Source organism: Streptomyces sioyaensis (assembly GCF_004122735.1).
GTDB lineage: Bacteria > Actinomycetota > Actinomycetes > Streptomycetales > Streptomycetaceae > Streptomyces > Streptomyces sioyaensis.
Window position 1 is genome coordinate 1 of the sequence record NZ_SDIF01000003.1, and the last position, 24,335, is coordinate 24,335.

Consider the following 24,335-nt stretch of genomic DNA (forward strand, 5'->3'; position numbering starts at 1 on the left):
GGGTGGGGCTGTCGGCCGGGGGTGCGGTGGCGGCGGGTGAGCCGGGTGCCGGCGGTCGGGGGAGGGTCAGCCCTTGCCGGAGGCCGTGCAGCCGACGAGTACGGCGTTGGTCGCACGCTTCGTCGTACGCAGCGTGACCTCGGTGTCCACCTGGCCCGCGCGCTGATCGACGGTGACGTCCTTGCGGCCGACCTCGCTGCCGTCCTCGGCCTGTGAGCGCAGCGTGCACACACCCTTGGCGTCCGCGTCCTTGACGACTTCCAGATGGACCTTGACGGCGTGATCGGAGACCGCGTCCCAGGTGATCACCCGGCCGCTGAGGTCCTGACCGGAGATGTACGAGATGCCGCACCAGGCGATCACCCCCAGCAGCGCGACGCCGAGCACACTGCCGATGATCTTGAGCTTGCGGTCCGCGCGCGCGTCCGCGGAGCGGCCGTAGCGTCCTTCGGGGAGCCGTTCACGCACCGCGGTCATGATCAATTCTCCTGCTCGGGGGACCGGAACCCACAACCCCCGGGGGGTCCCCGCCCCAGGGAATACAGCGCCCCCCGCTTCGGTCACTATAGGAGGCATCTTCTCCAGCTCTTCACTGAGGATCGAGTCTTGACTGAGCAGTTGCGATTGATGGCGGTCCATGCCCACCCCGACGACGAGTCGAGCAAGGGTGCGGCCACCATGGCCAAGTACGTGTCCGAGGGGGTGGACGTGCTGGTCGCCACCTGCACAGGCGGTGAGCGAGGCTCCATCCTCAACCCCAAACTCCAGGGCGATCCGTACATCGAGGAGAACATCCACGAGGTACGGAAGAAGGAGATGGACGAGGCCCGGGAGATCCTGGGCGTCAAGCAGGAGTGGCTCGGCTTCGTCGACTCCGGGCTGCCCGAGGGCGACCCGCTGCCGGCGCTGCCCGAGGGCTGCTTCGCGCTGCAGCCCGTCGAAACGGCCGCGGAGCCCCTGGTCCGGCTGATCCGGACGTTCAAGCCGCAGGTCATCACGACGTACGACGAGAACGGCGGCTATCCGCACCCGGACCACATCATGACCCACAAGATCACGATGGTGGCCTTCGAGGCGGCCGGTGACCCGGAGAAGTATCCGGACGCCGGCGAGCCCTGGCAGCCCCAGAAGCTCTACTACAACCAGGGCTTCAACAAGCCGCGCACCATCGCGCTGCACGAAGCGCTGCTGGCGCGCGGCATGGACTCGCCGTACGGCGAGTGGCTGGAGCGCTGGAAGCAGTTCGAGCAGCGCGAGCGCACGCTGACCACGTACATCCCGTGCGACGACTTCTTCGAGATCCGTGACAAGGCGCTGATCGCCCACGCCACCCAGATCGACCCCGACGGCGGGTGGTTCCGGGTGCCGATGGACATCCAGCGCGAGGTCTGGCCGACGGAGGAGTACGAGCTCGCGAAGTCGCTCGTGGACACTTCCCTCCCCGAGGACGACCTCTTCGCGGGCATCCGCAACAATTGAGCCCATGATGAGCGCGACCAGCACCCTCGCCCTGACGCACTTCGTCACCCTTGCCGACAGCTTCGACAAGGACAAGGTGACGCCCGGCGTCCTCGGCTTCATCGTCTTCGCGGTCATCGGCGGCGCCGTGTGGCTGCTGATGAAGTCCATGACCAAGCACATGAAGAAGGTGGACTTCGAGGAGCAGCCCCAGGGCGGCGAGGCCGGCGGCACGGCCTCTGCCGCGCAGGCGCCCGAGCCGAAGACCGGCTGACGGCGGGGCCACCCGCCCCGAACGCCGGACCGCCGGGCCCGCGGGGCCGGGTGGTCCGTGAAGACCGGGTGGCGGTCGACGGCCGGCCGATGGACACGGCCGGCTGACCGGCCCGGCGGCTCGCCGATCCGAGTGGTCGGCGAGCCGGGCCCGAGTCGCGGGCGAGCCGGGCCCGAGCGGCGGGCCCGGGTGCCTGAGCGGTGGGCTCGGGGCGCCTGGGTGGCCGGCCCGTGTCGACCGCGCAGGCCGGAGCCGCCGTCACTCGTCACCGGGCGGCGTGACGCTCACTCCCATGACCTCGCGCGCGTGGCGGCCGGGCACCATGCCGAGCCGCCATGCCTGCCACCCCGTCTCCGGCTCCACCCCGCGGTCCAGCAGCAGTGCGAACGTCTCCGCGCAGTCCTCCAGCTTGGCGTCGCGGGCCGGGTGCTTCTCCCGAACCAGCTGCGCCAGCTCCTCCTGGGCCACGGCCGCGCCCACCACCGAACCGCCCGGCGAGGCGAGCGGCAGCAGGGTGCAGCGCAGGAACCGGGCCCAGTCCTCGCCGCGCCGGTCGCCGTAGCCGGCGAACAGCCGGGCCGCCTCGTCGGCCAGCTCCAGTGCCTGCGCCGCCCGGCCGTTGCCGGCGTCGACGATCAGCAGCTCCAGGCAGGACCAGGCCTCGCCGTGCGGCACTCCTATCCGCTGGAAGTCCTTGCGGGCGTCCTGGAGCAGTTGCCGGGCGAAGCCGCTGTTGCGCAGCGAGCCGGTCTGCTCCGCCCGCAGATCACGGGTGACCCGCCCCGAATCGTGCCGGGTGCAGGCCAGACCGTAGGCGTCCTGCATCCGGCTGAACATCGTCCGCGACCGCTCCAGCTGGCGCAGCGCCGCATCGGGCTCGCCGCGTTCCTCCAGGGCCTGGCCCAGGTAGTACATCGTCCAGGCCTCACCGCGGGCGTCCTCGTGCTGATGGTGGAGCGGTAGCGCCTGCCGCAGCTGGTCCACCGCGAGCCCCGGATCACCGTCCACCAGCCGGGCCCGGGCCAGCTGGGTCAGCGCCCAGGCCTCGCCGCGCTCGTCGTGCGTCCGGCCGTAGAGCTCCATCGCCGCCTGCAGCGCGCGCTCCGCCGCCGGCACCTCGCCCAGGCGCAGATGCACCTGGCCGAGCTGGAAGTGTGCCCACGCCTGGCCGTGCACGCTCTCGCTCTCCTCATGGAGCTCCAGCGCCTCGTGCAGCATGGCGAGGGCCTCGGCGAGCTGCGACCGGTCCCGCTCCACTGCCGCCAAGGCGTGCAGTGTCCAGGCCCGGTCGCCGTGCATGTCCGGGCCGGACTGCAGCTCCAGCGCCTCACGGAGCTTCGCCGAGGCCTCGGCGAGACTGCCCTGCTGCTGGAGCGTGATGCCCAGATCGCGCAGCGCACGGGCCGCGCCCACCGGATGCTGGGCCTCGAAGTAGAGGTCGACCACCGACGCCAGGGTCGTGCGCGCCTTGTCCAGCTCACCGAGTTGCCGGGCCGCGATACCCGTACGCCACTGCACCGAGCGGGAGAGCAGCCCCTGGCCGACCGCCCGGGTCAGTTCGCTCAGCTCGCCCAGGCGGTAGAGGTCTCCGCGCAGCAGGCAGTAGTCGGCCAGGGCGCCCAGCAGATGCGAGACCGTCGCCTGGTCCACGCCCTGGTCGGCATGGCGCAGCGCGGCCGTGATGAAGCTGGTCTCGTCGTCCAGCCACTGGAGGGCCGCGTCCAGGGACGTGAAGCCGTGGGAGCCGAAGCGGTCGGCGCGGGTGGACGTGCGGCCGTCGACCAGCCGGATGACCGAGTCGGCCAGTTCCGCATAGCCGCGGATCAGCCGCTCCTGGGCCGCGCCGCGCTCCTGTGCGTCCTCCTCGTCCTCCAGCCGGGAGTGCGCAAAGCTGTGCACCAGGGCGTGCAGGCGGTAGCGCTCACCGCGCACATGCTCGATCAGCCCCGCCCGGACCAGCGTCGTCAGCTGCCGCTCCGCCTCCGCGTTCGCCACCCCCAGCAGGGCGGCCGCGGCCGCCGTCCCCAGGCTCGCCCGGCCCACCAGCGCCAGCCGGCGCAGCAGCCGCCGGGCCGCCTCGGGCTGGTCGAAGTAGCGCAGCGACAGGGCGCGCTCGACCGGCGGCAGCGGCCCGTACGCCGCCAGGTCCGCGGCCAGCGTGGTGGCGGTGCGCGGGCCGAGCGAGGAGCCGGCCACCCGCAGCGCCAGCGGGAGGCCGGCGCACAGTTGAAGGATCTCGTCGAGGGCCCGTGCGTCGTAGGGACCCGAGGCGTCCGGGGCCTCGTTGCCGGCCGCGGCGGTGGCGCGCAGCAACTCCTCGGTGCCCGCCGCGTCCAGCGGCCCCACCGGCAGCTGGTGCACCCACGCCTGGAGGTCCTCGGGCAGGTCCAGTGGAGCGCGGGAGGTGACCAGCACCAGGCTGTCGGACCGCTCCGGCACCAGCGTGCGCACCTGCTCCGGATCCGCGGCGTCGTCCAGCAGGACCGTCACCGGAAGGCCCGTCAGATGCTGGTGGTACAGCTCGGTGAGCCGTTTGACGTGCTGCTCCTGGGACGGCCGCTCGCGGAACAGCAGCTGCTCGCGCGGCGCGCCCAGGCGGTTGAGCAGATGCAGCAGTGCGTCGCGGGTCGGCAGCGGCACCTCGCCGGGGGTGTCACTGCGCAGATCCACCACACATGCGCCACGGAACTGATCGCGCAGCTGATGGGTGGCCCGCACCGCGAGCGCCGTACGCCCCGAGCCCGGCTCGCCGTGCAGCACCACCACCGTCGGCTTGGTCTCCGTGCTCGCACGGGCCGCCTGCACCCACTGCGCGATCTGCGTCAGCTCCGCCCGCCGCCCGGCGAACACGCCTTCCGGGCTGGGGAGCTGGGAGAACGAATGCTCCAGTACGGACCGCTGCCGGGCCGCCGCGCTGCGGTCCGCACCGCGCAACTGCGGCCCCCGGCCGCTCTGCCCGCCCCCGGTCTTGGCCGCCGAGCTGCCGCGGGCCGCCGCCGTCAGCATCCGCTGCTGGTCCAGGAACGGCCGGACGCCGCGCACTTCCAGCGCCGTCAGCCACTGCAGCCGCAGCTGCTGGGCGCCGCCGGGCCGGCCGCGCTTCCCGGCCTCCCGGTTGGCCGCCGGCAGGTGGGCCGCGGTCAGCTTCAGGACCGTGGCCGTCGCGCCCGCCAGCACCACGGAGGCCCCCACGGCCAGCGCCGGCCCCGTGCCCGTGCCGTACGCGAGGTCCGTGCCGAACGCCGCCACCGCCGCCACGGCCGTCGCCACCGCCGGGGTGCCCAGCTCCTTGCGGGGCAGTGACGGCCGGCCGGCGGCCGCCTCGTCCAGCGCCCGGACGTAGGCGGTGTACTCCTCGGCGGCGCTGCCGGCCAGCTCCTCCAGCGCGGACCGTGCCCTGCCGAGCAGCGCGCCGCCGTCGAGCCGGCCGCCCGAGCGCCGTACCTCCTCCTCGACGGCCCTGGTCAACAGCGCTTCCGCTTCCGCACGATGGTCCTCGCGCAGCGCGGCCAGTGACCCCGGCATGCTCATCCCCCTCCAGCGTTCCTGCAGTGTCCAGCGGTGATCGTCGCCGTACGCACAGTGTTCCGCGTCCGCGCGATTTCCGGCAGGGCTGTGGACAACTCCCTCCGCTCCCCGCTCACCGTGCCTCGTTGGGAGAGGATGGACCCATGCCGAACCGCCTGGCCCATGAGACTTCCCCGTATCTGCTCCAGCACGCCGACAACCCCGTCGACTGGTGGCCGTGGTCCGCCGACGCGTTCGAGGAAGCCCGGCGGCGCGGGGTGCCCGTGCTGCTCAGCGTCGGCTACAGCTCGTGCCACTGGTGCCACGTGATGGCGCACGAAAGCTTCGAGGACCCGGACACCGCCGCGCTGCTCAACGACCACTTCGTGGCCGTCAAGGTCGACCGGGAGGAGCGCCCGGACGTCGACGCCGTCTACATGGAGGCCGTGCAGGCCGCCACCGGTCAGGGCGGCTGGCCCATGACCGTCTTTCTCACCCCCGACGCCGAGCCGTTCTACTTCGGGACGTACTTCCCGCCCGAGCCCCGCCACGGCATGCCGTCCTTCGGGCAGATCCTGGAGGGGGTGCGCAGCGCCTGGGCCGACCGGCGCGACGAGGTCGGCGAGGTCGCCGGCCGGATCGTCGCCGACCTGGCCGGCCGCTCGCTGAGCGCTTCGCTGCCCGCCGACCGGCGCCCGCCGCGCGCCGAGGAGCTGCACACCGCCCTGATGGGCCTGACCCGCGAATTCGACGCGGCGCACGGCGGATTCGGCGGCGCGCCGAAGTTCCCGCCGCCCATGGTGCTGGAGTTCCTGCTCCGCCACCATGCGCGCACTGCTTCCGCCGGGGCCCTGGAGATGGTGCAGGCGACGTGCGCGGCGATGGCCCGCGGCGGGATCTACGACCAGCTCGGCGGGGGCTTCGCGCGCTACGCGGTGGACGCCACTTGGACCGTTCCGCACTTCGAGAAGATGCTCTACGACAACGCCCTGCTGTGCCGGACCTACGCCCACCTGTGGCGGTCCACCGGCTCGGAGGCGGCCCGCCGGACCGCCGTCGAGACCGCCGACTTCATGGTCCGTGAACTCCGCACCGACCAGGGCGGTTTCGCCTCCGCACTGGACGCGGACAGCGACGACGGCACCGGCCGGCACACCGAGGGTGCCTACTACGTGTGGACGCCCGGGCAGCTGCGGTCCGTACTGGGCGAGGAGGACGCGGAGTTCGCCGCCGCCCACTTCGGCGTCACCGAGGAAGGCACCTTCGAGGAGGGCGCCTCGGTCCTGCAACTCCCCGACACCGAGGGCCTGGTGGACGCCGAACGGGTGGCTTCCCTCAGGCAGCGGCTCCTCGCGGCGCGCGAGGAGCGGCCGCGCCCCGGCCGGGACGACAAGGTCGTCGCCTGCTGGAACGGGCTGGCCATCGCCGCGCTCGCCGAGACCGGCGCCTATTTCGACCGCCCGGACCTCATCCAGGCCGCCACCGACGCCGCCGACCTGCTCGTCCGCGTCCACATGGACGGGCAGGCCCGGCTGCACCGCACCTCCCGCGACGGCACACCCGGCGCCAACTCCGGTGTCCTGGAGGACTACGCCGACGTCGCGGAGGGCTTCCTCACCCTCGCCTCGGTCACCGGGGAGGGCGTCTGGGTGGAGTTCGCGGGCCTCCTCCTGGACACCGTGCTGCACCAGTTCACCACCGAGGACGGCGCGCTCTACGACACCGCGGCCGACGCCGAGGCGCTGATCCGCCGCCCCCAGGACCCGACCGACAACGCGACGCCCTCCGGGTGGACGGCGGCGGCCGGCGCCCTGCTGTCGTACGCGGCGCTGACCGGCAGCAGCCGTCACCGGGACGCCGCGGAGCGCGCGCTGGGCATCGTCACCGCGCTCGCCGGCCGGGCCCCGCGCTTCATCGGCTGGGGCCTCGCGGTCGCCGAGGCCGCGCTGGACGGGCCGCGCGAGGTCGCGGTCGTCGGCCCGCCGGACGATCCGGCCACCGCCGCACTGCACCACGCCGCGCTGCTCGCTACCGCCCCGGGGGCGGTCGTAGCCACGGGCGCCCCCGGGGCGGACGAGGTGCCGCTCCTCCAGGACCGCCCCCTGGTCGACGGCCGACCCGCCGCGTACGTCTGCCGCCACTTCACCTGCGAACGGCCGACCACGGACCCGGCGGAGCTGACGGCAGGGCTTCAGGGGTAGGCGCGGGGTACGACCCTGGCGCGCGCGTCACCAGCCTCTCGGGTCGGCGCATCTAGCCTCGGGTCATGACACAGCGCACACACCGTGAAGTTCACCTGGCCGGCCGGCCCCGGGGGCCGCTCACCGAGGACCTCTTCGAGATCGTGGAGGTGCCGGTCCCGGAACCCGGGCCCGGCCAGGTGCTGGTACGCAACACCGTCATGGGTGTGGCCGCCGTGATGCGCACGCTGATGGAGGAGGCCGGCGTGGTGCCGATGCCCTCCTACCAGATCGGCGAGCCGCTGTACGGGGCCGCCGTCGGCGAGGTGGTGGCCGCCCCGGGGACCGACTTCACCCCCGGCGACCTGGTGGCACACCACTCCGGCTGGCGCGAGTACGCCCTGCTGGACGCCGACCGGGCGCACCGGCTCGACCCCGGTCTGCTGCCAGACCCGGCCGCCCACCTCTCGCAGGGCCCCACCGCCTGGATGGGCGTGGTGCGCGGCGCCGAAGTACGCCCCGGGGACACGGTGTTCATCACCGGAGCGGCGGGCGGCGTGGGCTCCCTGGCGGGCCAGATCGCCCGGCTGCGCGGTGCGGCCCGGATCATCGGCAGTACGGGATCGCCGGAGAAGGCGGACCGGCTGATCAAGGAATTCGGCTATGACGCGGTGGTGATCCGTGGCGCGGGCCCCATCGAGGACCAACTGCGCACGGCCGCCCCGGAGGGCCTCGACGCGGTCTTCGACAATGTCGGCGGCGAACAACTCCGGGCCGCTCTCGCCGTCGCCAACCGGGGCGCCCGGGTCGCCCTCGTGGGAGCCTTGTCCGCCCAGCTCTCCCCCGGGGGCGCGACCACCATCGAACTCGACACCCTCTCGCTGCTCGCCCGCAGCATCACCCTGCGCGGCATCGCCCTGTACGAGCACCTGGACCTGATCCCCGAGTGGAACCAGCGGTTCGGCGAGGGGCTGCGCGACGGCTCCCTCACCTTCCCGCACGCCCGGCTGCGGGGCATCGAGCAGGCACCGCGGGCACTGCGCGAGCTGACCGAGGGGCGCCATCTGGGCGCCGTGGTCGTGGAGTTGTGAGGTGACGGCAGGGGGCCGCCGGTTACGCCGCCCACGAGGTGCCGGTGATGGACGACTTCGAGCAGATCGCGCCGGACGCGGCCCGACCTGTGGATCGACCCGTCCGCCACGCGCCCCGCACCCCTACACCGTGAGGCCCCGCGCCAGTACGTCCATCGTCCGGTGGATCAGCGCCTCCAGGTCGGCGTCCTGGCCGCCCTCGACCCAGGCCAGCATCGCCTCCTGGAGCGCGGCCAGGATCGCCGCACCGATCACCCGCAGCTCCAGGTCACCGTCCGGACGGCCGGAGCGTTCCGCCAGTACGGCGGCGAGCATCGCGGCGTCCCGCGCGGCGTTCTCCGCCGTACGGCCCCGGATCGCGGGCACTTCACGGATCAGCCGGACCCGCTGGACGAGTTCGCCGCGCTCCTCCGCGGTGAGCCCGCGCAGCGCCTCGACGGTGACCTGACGCATCGACTCGACCATCGGCTCGTCCGCGGGACGGGCCCGCAGCCCGGCCGCCGGCACGGCGTCGTACTCGACGGAGAGCACGATGTCTTCCTTGGTGGGGAAGTAGCGGAAGACCGTGCTCGGTGAGACGTCGGCGGCCTCGGCGATCCGGTCGACCGGCGTCGCGTCGTAGCCCTGCTCCGCGAAGAGCCGGTAGGCGGCCCGCCGGATCGCCTGCCGGGTCTGGAGCTTCTTCCGCTCCCGCAGCCCGAGCTTCGGCGTCGCGGGCGGTGAGCTGGCAGAGGTGCGTGCGGAGACCATGCGCAGCATTGTCGGGCATCCCCGGGTCCCGGAACGACGGCCGTGGCGGTGCGTGCACCGCGCGCATGCCGCGGTGGGCCGGGGGAGCGCTGCCCATTGTCAGTGGGGTGTGTCACGCTGTGGCGCGAAGGTGATTACTCTCAGTGAGAAAGGTGGTGGCGAGATGTTCGAGGGTGGGGCTTCAGGCGTGGGTGTAGGCCACCAGTGAGATGCCGACGTAGTGCACGACGAAGGCCGCCAGGGTGAGGGAGTGGAAGACCTCGTGGAAGCCGAACCACTGGGGTGAGGGGTTGGGGCGCTTGATGCCGTAGATGACGCCGCCCGCGCTGTAGAGCAGGCCGCCGACGACGACGAGTACGAGGACGGCGACGCCGCCGGTGCGCAGGAAGTCGGGCAGGAAGAAGACGGCGGCCCAGCCCATGGCGATGTAGCAGGGGGTGTACAGCCAGCGGGGGGCGCCGACCCAGAAGACCCGGAAGAGGATGCCGGCCAGGGCGGCCGCCCAGACCGCCCAGAGCAGGGTCTCGCCGCGGGATCCCGGCACGAGCAGCATCGTCAGCGGCGTATAGGTGCCCGCGATGATCAGGAAGATATTGGCGTGATCCAGGCGGCGGAGTATGCCGTCGGCGCGTGGGCCCCAATTGCCGCGGTGGTAAAGGGCGCTGACGCCGAACAGCAGGCAGGCGGACATCGTGTAGATGCCGCAGGCCAGGCGGCCGCGGGGGCTGTCGGCGAGGGCGGTGAGGACGATGCCGGAGAGCAGGACGGCGGGGAACATTCCGGCGTGCAGCCAGCCGCGCAGTTTGGGTTTGAGGGGGGTGGCTGCGTCGGTGACGGCCGCGATGGCGGGCGGCGCGGAGGGGGGTCGGCTCTCGGCGGCGTCGGGCGCGGAATTCATGGCGTAATGCTACCTACGCAACCGTAAGTTACGGATTCGTACCGGAGTGGTGACGGTCACCAAGGCGCCCTCTGGACAGAACTCTATCGGGGTCGGATGATCAAATGAGTGCGGTCGGCACCGGATGAGCGGTCACGAAGCATCCGGGTCGCAGCCCCCAAGGGGCAAACAACCAAAAGAAGCGGATGTTCCCGGCAAATCGGGTAGACATCCGTCCAGACCCTCATCTAGGAGCGATCGTGGCGCGCGACAACGCGGCTCCCACCATTCCGACCCGTCACCAGGGACTCATCGCCTGGGTCGACGAGATCGCAGCGATCACCCAGCCCGACCGGGTCGTCTGGTGTGACGGCTCCGAGGCGGAGTACGAGCGGCTCTGCGAGGAGCTCGTCGACAAGGGAACGTTCACCAAGCTCGACCCGATCAAGCGCCCCAACTCGTACTACGCCGCCTCCGACCCGTCTGACGTGGCGCGCGTCGAGGACCGCACCTTCATCTGCTCCGAGAAGGAGGCGGACGCCGGCCCGACCAACCACTGGAAGGCCCCCGCCGAGATGCGGGAGATCTTCACGGGTGAGAAGGGCATCTTCCGCGGCTCGATGAAGGGCCGGACGATGTACGTCGTCCCGTTCTGCATGGGCCCGCTCGGCTCCCCGCTCTCCGCGCTCGGCGTGGAGATCACCGACTCCGCCTACGTCGCGGTCTCCATGCGCACCATGACGCGCATGGGCCGGCCGGTGCTCGACGAGCTCGGCGAGGACGGTTTCTTCGTCAAGGCGGTGCACACGCTCGGCGCCCCGCTGGCCGAGGGTGAGGCCGACGTTCCGTGGCCGTGCAACTCCACCAAGTACATCTCGCACTTCCCCGAGGACCGCGAGATCTGGTCCTACGGCTCGGGCTACGGCGGCAACGCCCTGCTCGGCAAGAAGTGTTACGCGCTGCGCATCGCCTCCGTCATGGCACGCGACGAGGGCTGGCTCGCCGAGCACATGCTGATCCTCAAGCTCACGCCGCCGCAGGGCGAGGCCAAGTACGTCGCCGCCGCCTTCCCGAGCGCCTGCGGCAAGACCAACCTCGCGATGCTGGAGCCCACGATCTCCGGCTGGACGGTCGAGACCATCGGCGACGACATCGCCTGGATGCGCTTCGGCGAGGACGGCCGCCTCTACGCGATCAACCCCGAGGCCGGCTTCTTCGGTGTCGCGCCCGGCACCGGCGAGCACACCAACGCCAACGCCATGAAGACGATGTGGGGCAACTCCGTCTTCACCAACGTCGCGCTGACCGATGACGGCGACGTGTGGTGGGAGGGCATGACGGAGGAGAAGCCCGCCCATCTGACCGACTGGAAGGGCAACGACTGGACGCCGGCGTCCGAGACGCCCGCCGCCCACCCCAACGCCCGCTTCACCGTCCCGGCCGGCCAGTGCCCGATCATCGCGCCCGAGTGGGAGGACCCCAAGGGCGTGCCGATCTCGGCCATCCTCTTCGGCGGCCGTCGCGCCAGTGCCGTGCCGCTGGTGACCGAGTCGCTGACCTGGCAGCACGGCGTCTTCCTCGGCGCCAACGTCGCCAGCGAGAAGACCGCCGCGGCCGAGGGCAAGGTCGGCGAGCTGCGCCGCGACCCGTTCGCCATGCTGCCGTTCTGCGGCTACAACATGGGCGACTACATGGGGCATTGGGTCAAGGTCGGCAGCGACGCCGCGCGGGAGGGACGCCAGTCCAAGCTGCCGAAGATCTACTACGTCAACTGGTTCCGCAAGGACGACAAGGGCCGCTTCGTGTGGCCGGGCTTCGGCGAGAACGGCCGGGTGCTCAAGTGGATCGTCGAGCGGCTGGAGGGCACGGCCGAGGGTGTCGAGACGCCCATCGGCGTGCTGCCCACCAAGGAGGCGCTGGACACCACGGGCCTCGACCTCGACGACGCCGACCTCGACTTCCTGCTGACCGTCGACAAGGACGTGTGGCGCGAGGAGGCGGCGCTGATCCCCGAGCACCTCAACACCTTCGGTGACCACACGCCGAAGGAGCTGTGGGACGAGTACCGCGCGCTGGTCCAGCGGCTGGGCTAGGCACGCCGCCCACACCGCTCACCGTCCGGCCGGGGCCCCGCACCTGTGGGTGTGGGGCCCCGGTTCGGGTGAGGCGTCGGCCCGGGCGGCATCGGGCCGCCCGCCGGTGGAGCCAGTGGGACCGGTGGGGCCGCTGGAGTGAGGCGGGGCGCCGGCCGGTTCGTACGGCGCGGGGTTCAGGCCGTGGCGAGATCCCGGAGGGGGGCGGCGTGCGCCGCCAGCCGGTCCGCCGCCAGGGCCATCACCGCGGTGTCGTTCCGGGTCGTGGCGACCGCGAGGGCGTTCCCGGCGAGGGTGTGGGCGCGCTGGTGGAGGGCGCCGGTCCGGGTCGCGGCGGTGCCGTCGGTGGGCTCGGCGCGCAGCGGATAGTGGCCGCCGCTCAGCCGCGCGACCTGCTCGGCGATGAGCTCGGCGGCGGCGGCCAGCGCGGCGCCGTCCGGCGCGGGAGCGTCCGCCGCGCCGCCGTCCGCCCGCGTCGCCAGCGCATGGAGCTCATCGGTGACGGTGAGCAGCGCGGTCAGCTGGCCGGCGAGCCGGATGTCCAGTTCCTCCTCGCGGGAGCGGTGCGGGATCTCCGGGGCGGCGGCCATGGTGTGGACCGACTTGGTGCGGATCGGTTCGTACATGGGACGGCCTCCTGAAAGCGTCAGGAGGCCATCCTAGCTTGGACTCTGTCTAAAGTTGAGGTCCGTACAGAAATCGCGGTAGGTCAGTACTGTCCGTAACCGTCGAGGAAGGAGCCGATCCGGGTGACGGCATCCGTCAGCTCGTCCTTGCCGGGCAGGGTGACCAGGCGGAAGTGATCCGGCTCGGGCCAGTTGAAGCCGGTGCCGTGGACGATCATGATCTTCTCGGCGCGGAGCAGATCGAGCACCATCTGCCGGTCGTCCTTGACCTTGTAGACCTTGGGGTCCAGCCGCGGGAAGGCGTACAGCGCGCCCTTCGGCTTGACGCAGCTGACGCCGGGGATCTGGGTGAGCAGCTCGTACGCCGTGTCGCGCTGCTCCAGCAGCCGGCCGCCGGGCAGCACCAGCTCGTTGATCGACTGGCGGCCGCCGAGCGCGGTGGCCACCGCGTGCTGGGCCGGCATGTTGGCGCACAGCCGCATATTGGCCAGGATCGTCAGCCCCTCGATGTACGAGGCGGCGTGCGCCTTCGGGCCGCAGACCGCCATCCAGCCGCTGCGGTAGCCCGCCACCCGGTAGGACTTCGACAGCCCGTTGAAGGTCAGGGTCAGCAGATCGGGGGCGAGGGCGGCGAACGGGGTGTGGGTGACGCCGTCGTAGAGGATCTTGTCGTAGATCTCGTCGGCGCAGACGATCAGGTTGTGCCGGCGGGCGATCTCCGCGATGCCCCGGAGCAGCTCGTCGTCGTAGACGGCGCCCGTGGGGTTGTTGGGGTTGATGACGACGATCGCCTTGGTGCGGTCGGTGACCTTGCGCTCGATGTCGGCGAGGTCCGGCATCCAGTCCGCCTGCTCGTCACAGCGGTAGTGCACGGCCGTGCCGCCGGAGAGCGAGACCGAGGCCGTCCACAGCGGGTAGTCCGGGGCCGGGACCAGTACCTCGTCGCCGTCGTCCAGCAGCGCCTGCATCGACATCTGGATCAGCTCGGAGACGCCGTTGCCAAGGTAGATGTCGTCGACGGAGAGCTCGATGCCCTTGGTCTGGTAGTGCTGCATCACCGCGCGGCGGGCGGACAGCAGGCCCTTCGCGTCGCCGTAGCCGTGGGCGCTGCCGACCGTGCGGAGGATGTCCTCCAGGATCTCGGGCGGGCACTCGAAGCCGAACGCCGCGGGGTTGCCGGTGTTGAGCTTGAGGATGCGGTGACCCGCCGCCTCCAGCCGCATGGCCTCCTCAAGCACCGGGCCACGGATCTCGTAGCAGACGTTGGCGAGCTTCGTTGACTGGATCACCTGCATGACCGCCACCTTACGGGCGCGTATCCGCGGCCGCTCGGTGTTTTTCCCCACGTTGACCCACAGGGCGGGGGGCTCGGCACACGCTCCGTGACGCCGGCGGGGCGGAGTGGGGGGCGACGGTTTCCGTGGAGGGCCGGTTTTCGTGGGGAGTGCTGATTTCCGTGGGAGTGCCGATGCGGTGGGCGCCGGCGATTTCCGTGGACGGCCACGGGCGGGGGCCGCCCGGCGGTACGCTCCGGGCCGTTGCACCGCCGGTGCGCCCGCGCCGGTCACCGCGCACCGAGCACGCCGACGAGCTGACACCGGGGGCCCAAGGATGGCGAGCACTTCCACCGGATCCGGCACCACCGCTTCCGCCCCGCCCGGCACCACGGCCCCCGCCCGGCCGGGCCCCACCGCTCCCGCCCCGCCCGGCAGCCCGGCTCCCACCCGTTTTGCGCTGCTCAACGACGAACCCGTCACCGACTCCGCGGCGGATCTGCTGGGCACCGGACGGGCCGCGCGCCAGCTCGCCGGGCTGCTGGTGGCCTCCCGTGACTCCACCCCGTTCACGCTCGCCGTCGACGCCGGCTGGGGCATGGGCAAGAGCACCCTGATGCGGCTGGTCGACGCCGAACTGGCGCAGGCCCCCGAGGTGCACACCGTCTGGTTCAACGCCTGGACCTCGACCGCCACCGACGCACTGGAAGGGCTGATCAAGTCCGTCCTGATGCGGTTCGACCGGCGGGTGCTGCGGCGCGGACTCCAGCGCCTCTCCGAGCGGCGCGCGCTGCTGCGGGCCGCCCGGGCCCTGACGACGGTCGCCGCCGGGCCGCTCGGGGTGGCCGGTCTGGTCGACGAGCTGTGGAAGAGCCTGTCCGTCGGCCCCCAGGCCCGCAACGAGATGCGCGGGGCGATCGGCGACCTGGTGCAGGAGTGGTCGCAGACCGGGGAGCTGCGGCCGCGCCGGCTCCTGGTCGTCTTCATCGACGACCTCGACCGCTGCCACGAGGACGTGGTGCTCAAGGTCTGCGAGGCGGTGAAGGTCTCGCTGGACGTCCCGGGGCTGGCGTTCGTCATCGGCTGCGACCGGTCGGCGCTCGCCCCGAACGGGCTGTTGCGCGATCTGTCGCCCGCCGCCTCGGCGTTCATGGAGAAGATCTTCCAGACGAGCTACCGCATTCCGGTGGCCGACCAGCAGGGCGTACGGGAGTACATCGGGCGGTGCGCCCGGCGGGCCGGTATCGATCAGCTCCTGGACGAGCGGCTGACCACGCTGCTCGCGGAGCGCTCGGCCCGTAACCCGCGCCGTATCAAGCGGCTGGTGAACGGCTTCGTGCTGGAGGCGACGCTCAACCCGATGTGGGACGACTTCCCGCCCGAGGCGGTGGTCAGAACGCTGCTGCTGCAGTACTTCTACCCCGACTTCTACCGGATGGTGGCCGGTGCCCCGTGCGCCGGTACGGGCGATGTGATCGCCGAGTTCCGCACGTACCGGGAGGTGCGCCGGCTGCTGCGGACGCCGGATCCGCTCCCGGAGGCGGAGCTGCCCGCGGTGACCCGCTTCCTGCGCGAGCACGACCTGTCCGAACTGGACGTGGACCCGCGGGAGGAGACCCTGAGCCGGCTGGAGCGCCAACTGCCCAGCGGCTTCCCGGAGATGGTCACCGACCAGGAGTTCACCTCGCTGCTCGACGGTCTGGTGGCGCTGGACCGGTCCGCGGAGCTGCTGCGGCGATTACGCGAGGGGGCGGCGCTCCCGGCCGCCGTGGAGCCGGAGCCCGCCCCGTATGGGGCGGTCACGGCCGCGGCCCCCGTGCCGCCGCCCGGATACGGCGCGCGGTCGGCGGCGCGGACCGTGGCGCCCGGTGCGCTGCTGCGGGGGATGAACATCCTGTGGGTGGACGACTTCCCGGGCAACAACGAGTCGCTGGTCGGGCCGCTGCGGGCGGCGGGCGCGGTGGTGCGGATCGCCGAGGACTCGGCCGCCGCGGACGCCGCCCTCGCCGTCGAGCGGCCGACACTGATCATCTCCGACATCGGCCGGGGCACCAACGCGCGCGAGGGCCTGGAGCATATCGGGCGACTGCGGCGCGAGGGCCGCTACACCGGGCCGGTCATCTTCTTCACCGGACGGATCACCCCGGAACGCCGCTCCGTGGCACAGGAGTTGGGGGCCCATCTGACCAACAGCAGTGCCGAGGTCGAACGGCTGGTCCTGCAGTTGACCGGGCCGGATCCGCGGTTCGGCTGACCCTCGGCCTCCGGTTCGGCCGACTCCCTGCCCCGGCCCGGCCGACCCTCGGCCCCCGAAGTCCGGCCGGCCCTCACCCCCGCCCCGGCGCCGTCCGCCGCACCGACCGCCCCGCCAGCACCTGCGTCCGCCGGCCGTCCTCGATCACGAACCGGCCGTCGATCAGGACGTGCGGGATGCCGCGGGGCAGGGTGCGCGGGGCGTCGAAGGTGGCCCCGGCGGCGACCGTCGCGGGGTCGAAGAGGACCAGGTCGGCGCGGTGGCCCGGGCGGATCAGGCCGCGGTCGGCGAGCCGTAGCCGGGCGGCCGGGCGGCCCGTCAGATGGGCGACGCACTCCTCCAGCGAGAGCACCCCCAACTCCCGGACGTAGGTGCCGAGGTAGCGGGGGAAGGTGCCGTACGCGCGCGGATGCGGCTTACGGCCCTGGAGGATGCCGTCGCTGCCGCCGGTGTGCACCCGGTGGCGCATGATCCGGCGGACGTTGTCCTCGTGGCCGACGTGCTGGAGGATCGTCGGGCCCAGCCGGTCGTCGATCAGCAGCCGCCGGGCGGTGGCCCAGGGCTCCTCGCCGCGCTCCGCCGCGCTGCGGGCGACGGTCTTGCCGATGTAGCCGGACAGCGCCGGGTCGCACACCCCGGAGATCTCGATGGTGTCCCAGGAGATGGGGACGCCGTGACAGCCGTCCGCGCCCGCCACCTCCATGACATGGCGGATGCGGGCGGCCGTCGCCTCGTCCCGCAGACGGGCCAGGACCGCCTCGGGGCCGCCCTCGCCCGCCCAGCTCGGCAGCATCGCGGCCAGCGTCGTACAGCCGGGGGTGTACGGGTAGCTGTCGAGGGAGATGTCCGCGCCGGAGTCCAGCGCGTCGTCCAGCAGCGCGAGCAGTTCGGGCGCGCGGCCCTCGTTGACGCCGAAGTTCATGGTGGCGTGGGCGAGATGCAGCGCACAGCCGGCCTCGCGGGTCAGGGCGACCATCTCCGCGTACGCGGCCAGCGCGCCGGCGCCGTACGAGCGGTGGTGCGGGCAGTAGTAGCCGCCGTAGCGGGCCACCACCCGGCACAGCTCGGTGAGTTCCGCGTCCCGCGCGTACATGCCGGGGGTGTAGGTCAGCCCCGAGGACATCCCGGCCGCACCCTGTTCGAGCCCCTCGGCGACCAGCTGTTTCATCCGCGCCAGCTCACCGGCGGTGGCCTCCCGGTCGTCCCAGCCGACCGCGAGCATCCGTACGGTGCCCTGCGGGACGAGGTACGCGGCGTTGAGCGCGATGCCCTCGCCGCCGAAGCCGTGGTCGAGGCGGTCGAGGTACTCGCCGACCGTGCGCCAGTCGAAGTCGACGGAGACGTCCCCGGGCCCCCCGCCGTTCCAGCCGGTGATCTGGACGCGGACCTCGGCGAGCGTGCGGTCGTCGACCGGTGCGTACGACAGGCCGTCCTGGCCGAGGACTTCGAGGGTGACGCCCTGGGCGGCCTTCGCCTCGTGCGCGGGGTCCCGCAGCAGCGCGAGGTCGCTGTGGGCGTGCATGTCGATGAAGCCGGGGGCCAGGGCGAGGCCCCGGCCGTCCACCAGGCGGGCGCCGCCCGGGCGCCGTCCGCCGTCCGTCTCGCGGTGGATCTCCGCGATCCGGCCGCCGGCCAGGGCGACATCGGCGCGGTAGGACGGGCCGCCGGACCCGTCGACGACGCGGACGTCGCGGAACACGGTGTCCATGGCGGGCCGCCTTTCCGGTTCCGGGCCGCGGGCTGGAGGAGAAGGACGGCTAGAAGAAGGTGCGGACGAAGTCCGTGACCGTGCCGTCCTGCTCGACGAGGGGGATCAGCTGCCACTTCTCGAAGATGGTGCAGGGGTGCGAGAGCCCGAGCGCCACCCAGTCGCCGACCTCCAGATCGCCGGCGCGCTCGGTGGTCACCCAGGCGTGCTGGTCGGACAGCTTGGTGAGGCCGAGGCCGTCCGCCGGGCGCTCGCTGCCGTCCCGGCCGGACCGTACGACCTGGGGCTGCGGCAGACCCAGGTCGTACGCCGCGTCGCGCTTGCCCGCGTTGAGGAAGGCCTGCTCGGACGAGGGGCGGGAGACAACCTGTGCCCACAACCGGAAGGCGGGGTGCAGGGCGCCCTCCTCCGGGATGCGGTTGAAGGGGGTGAGGCGGCGGTAGTGGGCGTCGTCGTGCGAGACGTAGGCGCCCGAGCGCAGCAGCTTGAGGACCGGCGCCGACAGCTCGGGGATCTCCGCGAACACCTCGGCGACCGCGTCGAACCAGGCGCTGCCACCGGCGCTGACGACGATCTGGCCGAGGTCGGCGAACCGGCCCGCCTTGTCGAACTCCACGGTCAGCGCGACCAGTCGGCGCAGCCAGGCGGTCACCAGCTCCCCGGTGGCGTCGGGCACCTCGGCCTCGTAGCCGGCCATGCCGACCAGACGCAGCGTGTCCGCTCCCGCGAGGGCGTCGGCGAGTTCCAGGCACTCGGCGTCGGTACGGACGCCGGTACGCGCGCCCTCTCCGGCGCCCAGCTCGATGACCACGTCCACCGGGCGGGTGGCGCCGGCCTCCCGCAGCGCGCGGTCCATCAGCTCGATGCCGCGCAGCGAGTCGACGTAGCAGATCAGGTGGAAGTCGGGGTCGGCGGCGAGTTCGGCGGCGAGCCAGCGCAGCGCGACCGGGTCCACGACCTGATTGGCGAGGAAGATCTTCTGGATGCCGTAGGCGCGGTAGACGCGGACCTGGTGGGGGACGGCCGCGGTGATGCCCCAGGCGCCGTACTCCAGCTGGCGGGCGAAGAGCTGCGGGGCCATGCAGGTCTTGCCGTGCGGGGCGAAGGCGAGGCCGTGCCGCTCGGCGTAGGTCTCCATCAGGGCGAGGTTGTGCTCGACCGCCTCGGCGGAGAGGGCGAGTACGGGGGTGGTGAAGCCGCCGTCGAAGAGGTTGCGGCGCTCGGCGGCCAGCTCACCGACGGTCAGGCCTTCGGCGTCCGGCGGGAGCGCCTTGAAGCGGTGGTCGACCCGCTCCTGCGCGAGTTCCGTCAGTCCCTGCGTGAGCCGTTCGCCCGACATGCGGCCTCCTCGAAAATTGTGTTGCACCCTCTGCAACGCTCATTGCGCATATCGCTGGCAGCTGTCTAACATCCGGGCCAGCGCCCGGTCAATGGTGACAAAACGCGGTGCGGAAGGGCCGTGGAACACCGCGCGGCACGCCGTCCGGGCACGCACCCCAGCGAAGGAGCGCGAGCCATCGTGACCAGGCCCCCGAACTCCGGCACCGCCCCCGCCCCGGCCGGCGTCCCCGCCCGGGACGCCGAGGTCGTCTGCCTCGGCGAGTCGATGGTCACCTTCCTGCCCCGCGCCCCCGGCCGGCTCGCCGAGGTCCCCGCCTTCGACCGCGCGATCGGCGGCGCCGAATCCAATGTCGCCTGCACCCTCGCCCGCACCGGACACACCGCCCGCTGGGTCTCCCGGGTCGGCACCGACGGCTTCGGCGACCACCTCCTGGCCGCCGTCGCCGGCTGCGGCGTCGACACCTCCCACGTCCAGCGCGACCCGCTGCGCCCCACCGGCATCTACTTCCGTACCGCCGGCGAGCGCGCCACCGGTCTCGACGGCGAGACCGCCGACCGCGGCGAGGTCCTCTATTACCGCGCCGGCTCCGCCGCCTCCGCCATGACCCCCGGCCTCCTCGACCCCGCGGCGCTGCACCGCGCCCGCATCCTCCACCTCACCGGCATCACCGCCGCCCTGTCCGACGGCTGCCTCGGCGTCCTGCGCACCCTCACCCGCCGCACCCCGCACCGCCCGCTGGTCTCCTTCGACGTCAACTACCGCGCGGGCCTGTGGCGCGACCCCGCCCAGGGCCCCGGGCTCCTCCTCGGCCTCGCCCGCGGCTGCGACCTGGTCTTCGTCGGCGAGGACGAGGCCGCGGCCGCCTGGGACCTGCACGGTCCCGGCGCCGTACGCGCCGCCCTGCCCGAGCCCGCCACCCTCGTCGTCAAGCACGGCGCGGCCGGCGCGACCGCCTTCGACCGGCAGGCCGACGGCACCGACGCCGTCACCTTCGTCCCCGGGCTCCGGGTCGAGGTCGTCGCACCGGTCGGCGCCGGTGACGCCTTCGCCGCCGGCTTCCTCTCCGGCACCCTGCGCGCGCTGCCCGTCGTCACCCGCCTCCGGCTCGGCCATCTGATGGCCGCCGCCTCCCTCACCGTCCCCGGCGACCTCGGCACCCCGCCCGGCCGCGCCCTCGCCGACCGCCTCGCCGCCCTCGCCCCCGCCGACTGGGCCGCCCTGCGCCTCGCCCCCGGCTGGACGGCCGACGGGGGGCACCGCACGAGCGGCGGCACGGGCGGCGGCAAGGGCACCGTGCACGACCCGAGAACGCCGAACCCGCCGGCCACCGGCCGTCCGAGCACCGCCCAACGGCACGCACCCTGCCGTTGCCGGGACAGTGAGGTACGCACATGAGCCAGACCGCCGAACGGCACGCCCCCGGCCGCTGCGCCGACAGTGAGGTACGCACATGAGCCAGACCGTCGACCGCGCACTGAGCATCCTCCCGCTGCTCGCGGAGGGCCCGGCCACCCTCGAACAGGTCGCGGTCCGGCTCGGCGTGCACAAATCCACCGCCCTGCGCCTGCTGCGCACCCTGCACGAGCACGGCATGGTCTACCGCCAGGCCGACCAGCGCTACCGCCTCGGCGCCCGGCTCTTCGCGCTCGCCCAGCAGGCCGCCGAGAACCTCGACGTACGGGAGATCGCCCACCCCCACCTCGTCGCCCTCAACGAGACCTGCGGACACACCGTCCACCTCGCGGTCCTGGAGGAGAACGAGGTCCTCTACATCGACAAGGTCGAGAGCCGCTACCCGGTCCGGATGTACTCCCGGATCGGCAAGCCCGTCGCGATCACCGTCGCCGCGGTCGCCAAGCTGCTCCTCGCCGACCTGCCCGAACCCGAGCGCCGCGCCCTCGCTTCGAGGCTCGACTACCCCCGCTACACACCCCGTTCGACGCCCGACGCCACGGCCTTCCTCGCCGAACTGGCCACGGTCCGCGAACAGGGCTGGGCCACCGACCTCGGTGGCCACGAGGAGTCCATCAACTGCGTCGGTGCGCCCGTCCGCGGCACGGACGGGCGCGTGGTCGCCGCCATGTCGGTCTCCGCGCCGAACGTCGTCGTCACCGCCGAGGAACTCCTCACCCTGCTCCCCCTGGTACGCCGCACCGCCGACGCCATCAGCCAGGAGTACTCCGGAACCGCCCAACCCCCGTCCTCCGCCGGCCCCGTACAGGAAGCCTGACCACCATGACCGACAAGACCGCGCTCACCCCGGCCACCCACACCACCCCGCCCGCGAAGTTCTCCCACGGCGTCAAGAAGGGCAACCTCCTCCAGGTCGCCGGCCAGGTCGGCTTCCTCCCCGCCGCCGAGGGCCAGGCCCCCACCCCGGCCGGACCCACCCTGCGCGAACAGACCCTCCAGACCCTCGCCAACGTCAAAGCCGTCCTCGAAGAAGGAGGCGCCAGCTGGGACGACGCGATGATGATCCGCGTCTACCTCACCGACGTGGCGCACTTCGCCGAGCTGAACGAGATCTACGACGCCTACTTCCAGGAGCAGGGCCTGAAGCAGGCCCCCGCCGCCCGCACCACCGTCTACGTCGGTCTGCCGCCCGGCCTGCTCATCGAGATCGACGCCCTCGCGGTGCTGAGCTGAGGCGCCGACTCCCTTGTCCCGCCTGCCGTTAGCGCCACTCGGCGCACACCGTTCGCCGTACGGCACGGCGCCCCGCACCGACGGGTCGCCGTGCCGCGGACCACCCTGCCCGGAGCTGCCGTCAGGGACCCGTGGGCCCCTGCCTGACAACGGAGTCGCCCATGTTCCTCGCCGCCACGACCGCCCCCGCGCCACCGTCCCCGCACACCGGCGGACTGCTCGCCCTGATACCCGGCACCGCGGGGCTGCTGACGGTCGCCGCCCTGGGCATCGCCCTGCTCCTCGTCCTGATCATCAAGGTCCGGCTGCAGCCGTTCGTGGCCCTGCTGACGGTCTCCCTCGCGGTGGGCCTGGCCGCCGGGCTCTCCGTCACCGAACTCTTCGGCACGGTGCAGAAGTCCGACGCCGTCTCGCTGATCGAGTCCGGCATGGGCGGCATCCTCGGGCACGTCGCCATCATCATCGGCCTGGGCACCATGCTCGGCGCGATCCTCGAAGTCTCCGGCGGCGCCGAGGTGTTGAGCGCCCGCCTGCTCGGCCTCTTCGGCGCGCGGCGCGAACCCCTCGCCATGGGCCTGACCGGCCTGATCTTCGGCATACCCGTCTTCTTCGACGTCGGCATCTTCGTCCTCGCCCCCCTCGTCTACGCGGCGGCGAAGAGGTCGGGCAAGTCGATCCTGCTCTTCTGCATGCCGCTCCTGGCGGGCCTGTCCATGACCCACGCCTTCCTGCCGCCGCACCCCGGCCCGGTCGCCGCCGCCGGCCTCTTCAAGGTCGACCTGGGCTGGATCATCCTCATGGGCCTGGTCTGCGGCCTCCCCGCCGTCCTCGCCGCCTGGGGCTACGCGGCCTGGATCGGCAAGCGCCTCTTCGTCCCCGTCCCGCAGGACATGGTCGAGGCAGCCGAGGAGGCGAAGGCCGCGGTCACCGCGGAGAAGGCCGCGACGGGCGTACGGCCGCACGAGACGCCGGTCTCCCTGGCCGCCGTCCTCACCCTCATCGGCACCCCGCTGCTCCTCATCCTCCTGGCGACCTTCTCCTCCATCGCCCTGACCCCCTCGACCGGCCGGTCCGTGATCGAGTTCTTCGGCCACCCCTTCGTCGCCCTGACCATCGCCCTGCTGATGTCGTACTACCTGCTGGGCATCCGCCGCGGCTGGTCCCGCACCTCCCTGGAGCGGGTCTCCACCGCGTCGTTGAAGCCGGTGGGCAACATCATCCTGGTCGTCGGCGCCGGCGGCGTCTTCGGCGCCGTCCTCAAGGGCAGCGGCGTGGCCACCGCCCTCTCCGACACCTTCCACGACATCGGCCTCCCCGTCCTCGTCCTCGCCTACCTCCTCTCCCTCATCCTGCGCGTCGCCCAGGGCTCGGCCACGGTCGCCATCGTCACCACGGCCGGCATCGTCGTCCCCCTCGTCGAGGGTCAGGGCCTGTCACAGCCCCACCTGGCGCTGATCATCATGGCGATCTCGGCCGGCTCGATCTTCGCCTCGCACGTGAACGACGGGGGCTTCTGGATGGTGAGCAAGTACTTCGGGATCACGGAGCGGGACACGCTGAAGTCCTGGACGGTGCTGGAATCGGTGCTGTCGGTCGCGGGGTTCGCGGTGGCGGCGGTGGTCGGGGTCTTCGTGTAGCTGCTGTAGCTGGACGGGTCGCCCGACACCGCGCCGGGCGACTCCTCGGCTCACGCCGCCTGCCCGTACGCCCGAGCTCCCGCGCGCGGCAGTACGGCCCACAACCGCGTCCCGTCGTCGGGTTCAGACGACTCCCCGAAGCCCCACTCACCGTCACAGGCATGCATCACACAGGCCAGCAGCAGGAGCACGGATCGCCGCCTGCCGTCGCAGGCCGCCGCGAGACGGCGGTGGGCATGTCGCGGGTGCCCGTCGTACAGGCTGATGCGCAGCGCTTCGTCGCGATAGCGCAGTGACAGGTAGACGCTGTCGGACGGCGTGAACAGACAGGCACAGGCGGCCAGTTCACCGATCACCTGGATTGCGGCGGCGGTCACGTCGTGCAGTCCGTGCGCCTCCAGGATCGTACGGGCAGCCGAGCGTGCCACGGCCGGACTGGCGAGTGCGGCCGGAAGGGTGAGGCTGTAGGCCAGGGATTCCGGGACGCGAGGTGGGCGCGTGTCAACGGCGTGCGGGCAGATGTTCACGGCTGCGGACATGGCAACTCCCTGATGCAGAGGGTTGGTTGATGACACGGCAGCCGGTGGCCTGTCTCCCTGGCGCGACCGTCCCCTCCCA

19 protein-coding genes are annotated in these 24,335 nt (G+C 72.5%); 10 read left to right on the top strand and 9 right to left on the bottom strand.

Annotated elements, in window-relative coordinates; all coding sequences use genetic code 11:
* Positions 1 to 66: 66 nt before the first annotated feature.
* On the bottom strand, positions 67 to 477 hold the full coding sequence (locus tag EST54_RS01505; RefSeq protein ID WP_129244121.1) for a DUF4307 domain-containing protein: 411 nt from the start codon (positions 475 to 477) through the stop codon (positions 67 to 69).
* 129 nt (positions 478 to 606) lie between these two features.
* On the opposite strand from EST54_RS01505, the gene mca reads away from it, so the two are divergent.
* Entirely contained in the window at positions 607 to 1,479 is an 873-nt protein-coding gene (gene mca / locus EST54_RS01510; RefSeq protein ID WP_129244125.1) for a mycothiol conjugate amidase Mca, read from the top strand.
* A 4-nt stretch (positions 1,480 to 1,483) separates the two neighbouring features.
* Complete coding sequence (locus EST54_RS01515) at positions 1,484 to 1,732, top strand: RAMP4 family protein (RefSeq protein WP_129244128.1); 249 nt, start codon at positions 1,484 to 1,486, stop codon at positions 1,730 to 1,732.
* A gap of 258 nt (positions 1,733 to 1,990) precedes the next feature.
* Here the strand turns inward: EST54_RS01515 and EST54_RS01520 are convergent, their stop codons facing one another.
* Positions 1,991 to 5,257, bottom strand: coding sequence for a tetratricopeptide repeat protein (locus tag EST54_RS01520; protein ID WP_129244131.1), 3,267 nt, complete (start codon positions 5,255 to 5,257; stop codon positions 1,991 to 1,993).
* 146 nt (positions 5,258 to 5,403) lie between these two features.
* Here EST54_RS01520 and EST54_RS01525 point away from each other — a divergent pair, with 146 nt between their 5' ends.
* Both EST54_RS01525 and EST54_RS01530 read left to right on the top strand, forming a co-directional pair.
* Complete coding sequence (locus tag EST54_RS01525; protein ID WP_129244134.1) at positions 5,404 to 7,440, top strand: thioredoxin domain-containing protein; 2,037 nt, start codon at positions 5,404 to 5,406, stop codon at positions 7,438 to 7,440.
* A 65-nt stretch (positions 7,441 to 7,505) separates the two neighbouring features.
* Positions 7,506 to 8,510, top strand: coding sequence for an MDR family NADP-dependent oxidoreductase (locus EST54_RS01530; RefSeq protein ID WP_129244137.1), 1,005 nt, complete (start codon positions 7,506 to 7,508; stop codon positions 8,508 to 8,510).
* Positions 8,511 to 8,633: 123 nt separating this feature from the next.
* Here EST54_RS01530 and EST54_RS01535 read toward each other — a convergent pair whose 3' ends face one another.
* On the bottom strand, positions 8,634 to 9,260 hold the full coding sequence (locus EST54_RS01535; protein WP_372448200.1) for a TetR/AcrR family transcriptional regulator: 627 nt from the start codon (positions 9,258 to 9,260) through the stop codon (positions 8,634 to 8,636).
* A 181-nt stretch (positions 9,261 to 9,441) separates the two neighbouring features.
* Positions 9,442 to 10,158, bottom strand: a complete 717-nt coding sequence (gene trhA / locus EST54_RS01540; protein WP_129244143.1) for a PAQR family membrane homeostasis protein TrhA — start codon at positions 10,156 to 10,158, stop codon at positions 9,442 to 9,444.
* Positions 10,159 to 10,397: 239 nt separating this feature from the next.
* Between trhA and EST54_RS01545 the strand changes: the two genes are divergently transcribed.
* Positions 10,398 to 12,230: a phosphoenolpyruvate carboxykinase (GTP) gene (locus EST54_RS01545; RefSeq protein ID WP_129244146.1), complete on the top strand. Its 1,833-nt coding sequence runs from the start codon at positions 10,398 to 10,400 to the stop codon at positions 12,228 to 12,230.
* 176 nt (positions 12,231 to 12,406) lie between these two features.
* Here EST54_RS01545 and EST54_RS01550 read toward each other — a convergent pair whose 3' ends face one another.
* Together EST54_RS01550 and EST54_RS01555 are read right to left on the bottom strand one after the other, a co-directional pair.
* The gene (locus tag EST54_RS01550; protein WP_129244149.1) at positions 12,407 to 12,856 is read right to left on the bottom strand and encodes an SCO4983 family protein; all 450 of its coding nucleotides are present in this window, start codon (positions 12,854 to 12,856) and stop codon (positions 12,407 to 12,409) included.
* A gap of 83 nt (positions 12,857 to 12,939) precedes the next feature.
* Positions 12,940 to 14,151 (bottom strand): pyridoxal phosphate-dependent aminotransferase, encoded by a 1,212-nt coding sequence (locus tag EST54_RS01555; protein ID WP_093484886.1) that lies wholly within the window; start codon positions 14,149 to 14,151, stop codon positions 12,940 to 12,942.
* Positions 14,152 to 14,467: 316 nt separating this feature from the next.
* On the opposite strand from EST54_RS01555, the gene EST54_RS01560 reads away from it, so the two are divergent.
* Positions 14,468 to 16,384 carry a P-loop NTPase fold protein gene (locus tag EST54_RS01560; RefSeq protein ID WP_129244152.1) on the top strand — a complete coding sequence of 639 codons (1,917 nt, stop codon included), beginning with the start codon at positions 14,468 to 14,470 and terminating at the stop codon, positions 16,382 to 16,384.
* A 73-nt stretch (positions 16,385 to 16,457) separates the two neighbouring features.
* On the opposite strand, the gene EST54_RS01565 is transcribed toward EST54_RS01560, so the two are convergent.
* Both EST54_RS01565 and EST54_RS01570 read right to left on the bottom strand, forming a co-directional pair.
* On the bottom strand, positions 16,458 to 18,092 hold the full coding sequence (locus tag EST54_RS01565; RefSeq protein WP_129244155.1) for an N-acyl-D-amino-acid deacylase family protein: 1,635 nt from the start codon (positions 18,090 to 18,092) through the stop codon (positions 16,458 to 16,460).
* A gap of 49 nt (positions 18,093 to 18,141) precedes the next feature.
* Positions 18,142 to 19,431 (bottom strand): amino acid deaminase, encoded by a 1,290-nt coding sequence (locus EST54_RS01570; RefSeq protein ID WP_129244158.1) that lies wholly within the window; start codon positions 19,429 to 19,431, stop codon positions 18,142 to 18,144.
* A 180-nt stretch (positions 19,432 to 19,611) separates the two neighbouring features.
* Here EST54_RS01570 and EST54_RS01575 point away from each other — a divergent pair, with 180 nt between their 5' ends.
* The 4 genes from EST54_RS01575 to EST54_RS01590 all read left to right on the top strand — a co-directional run bounded on the left by EST54_RS01575 (position 19,612) and on the right by EST54_RS01590 (position 23,717).
* On the top strand, positions 19,612 to 20,829 hold the full coding sequence (locus EST54_RS01575) for a sugar kinase (RefSeq protein WP_129244161.1): 1,218 nt from the start codon (positions 19,612 to 19,614) through the stop codon (positions 20,827 to 20,829).
* 55 nt (positions 20,830 to 20,884) lie between these two features.
* Positions 20,885 to 21,664: an IclR family transcriptional regulator gene (locus EST54_RS01580; RefSeq protein ID WP_129244164.1), complete on the top strand. Its 780-nt coding sequence runs from the start codon at positions 20,885 to 20,887 to the stop codon at positions 21,662 to 21,664.
* Positions 21,665 to 21,669: 5 nt separating this feature from the next.
* Positions 21,670 to 22,080, top strand: coding sequence for a RidA family protein (locus EST54_RS01585; protein WP_129244167.1), 411 nt, complete (start codon positions 21,670 to 21,672; stop codon positions 22,078 to 22,080).
* A gap of 161 nt (positions 22,081 to 22,241) precedes the next feature.
* Entirely contained in the window at positions 22,242 to 23,717 is a 1,476-nt protein-coding gene (locus EST54_RS01590) for a GntP family permease (protein WP_129244170.1), read from the top strand.
* Positions 23,718 to 23,767: 50 nt separating this feature from the next.
* Here EST54_RS01590 and EST54_RS01595 read toward each other — a convergent pair whose 3' ends face one another.
* Complete coding sequence (locus EST54_RS01595; protein WP_129244173.1) at positions 23,768 to 24,256, bottom strand: ATP-binding protein; 489 nt, start codon at positions 24,254 to 24,256, stop codon at positions 23,768 to 23,770.
* Positions 24,257 to 24,335 lie beyond the last annotated feature (79 nt).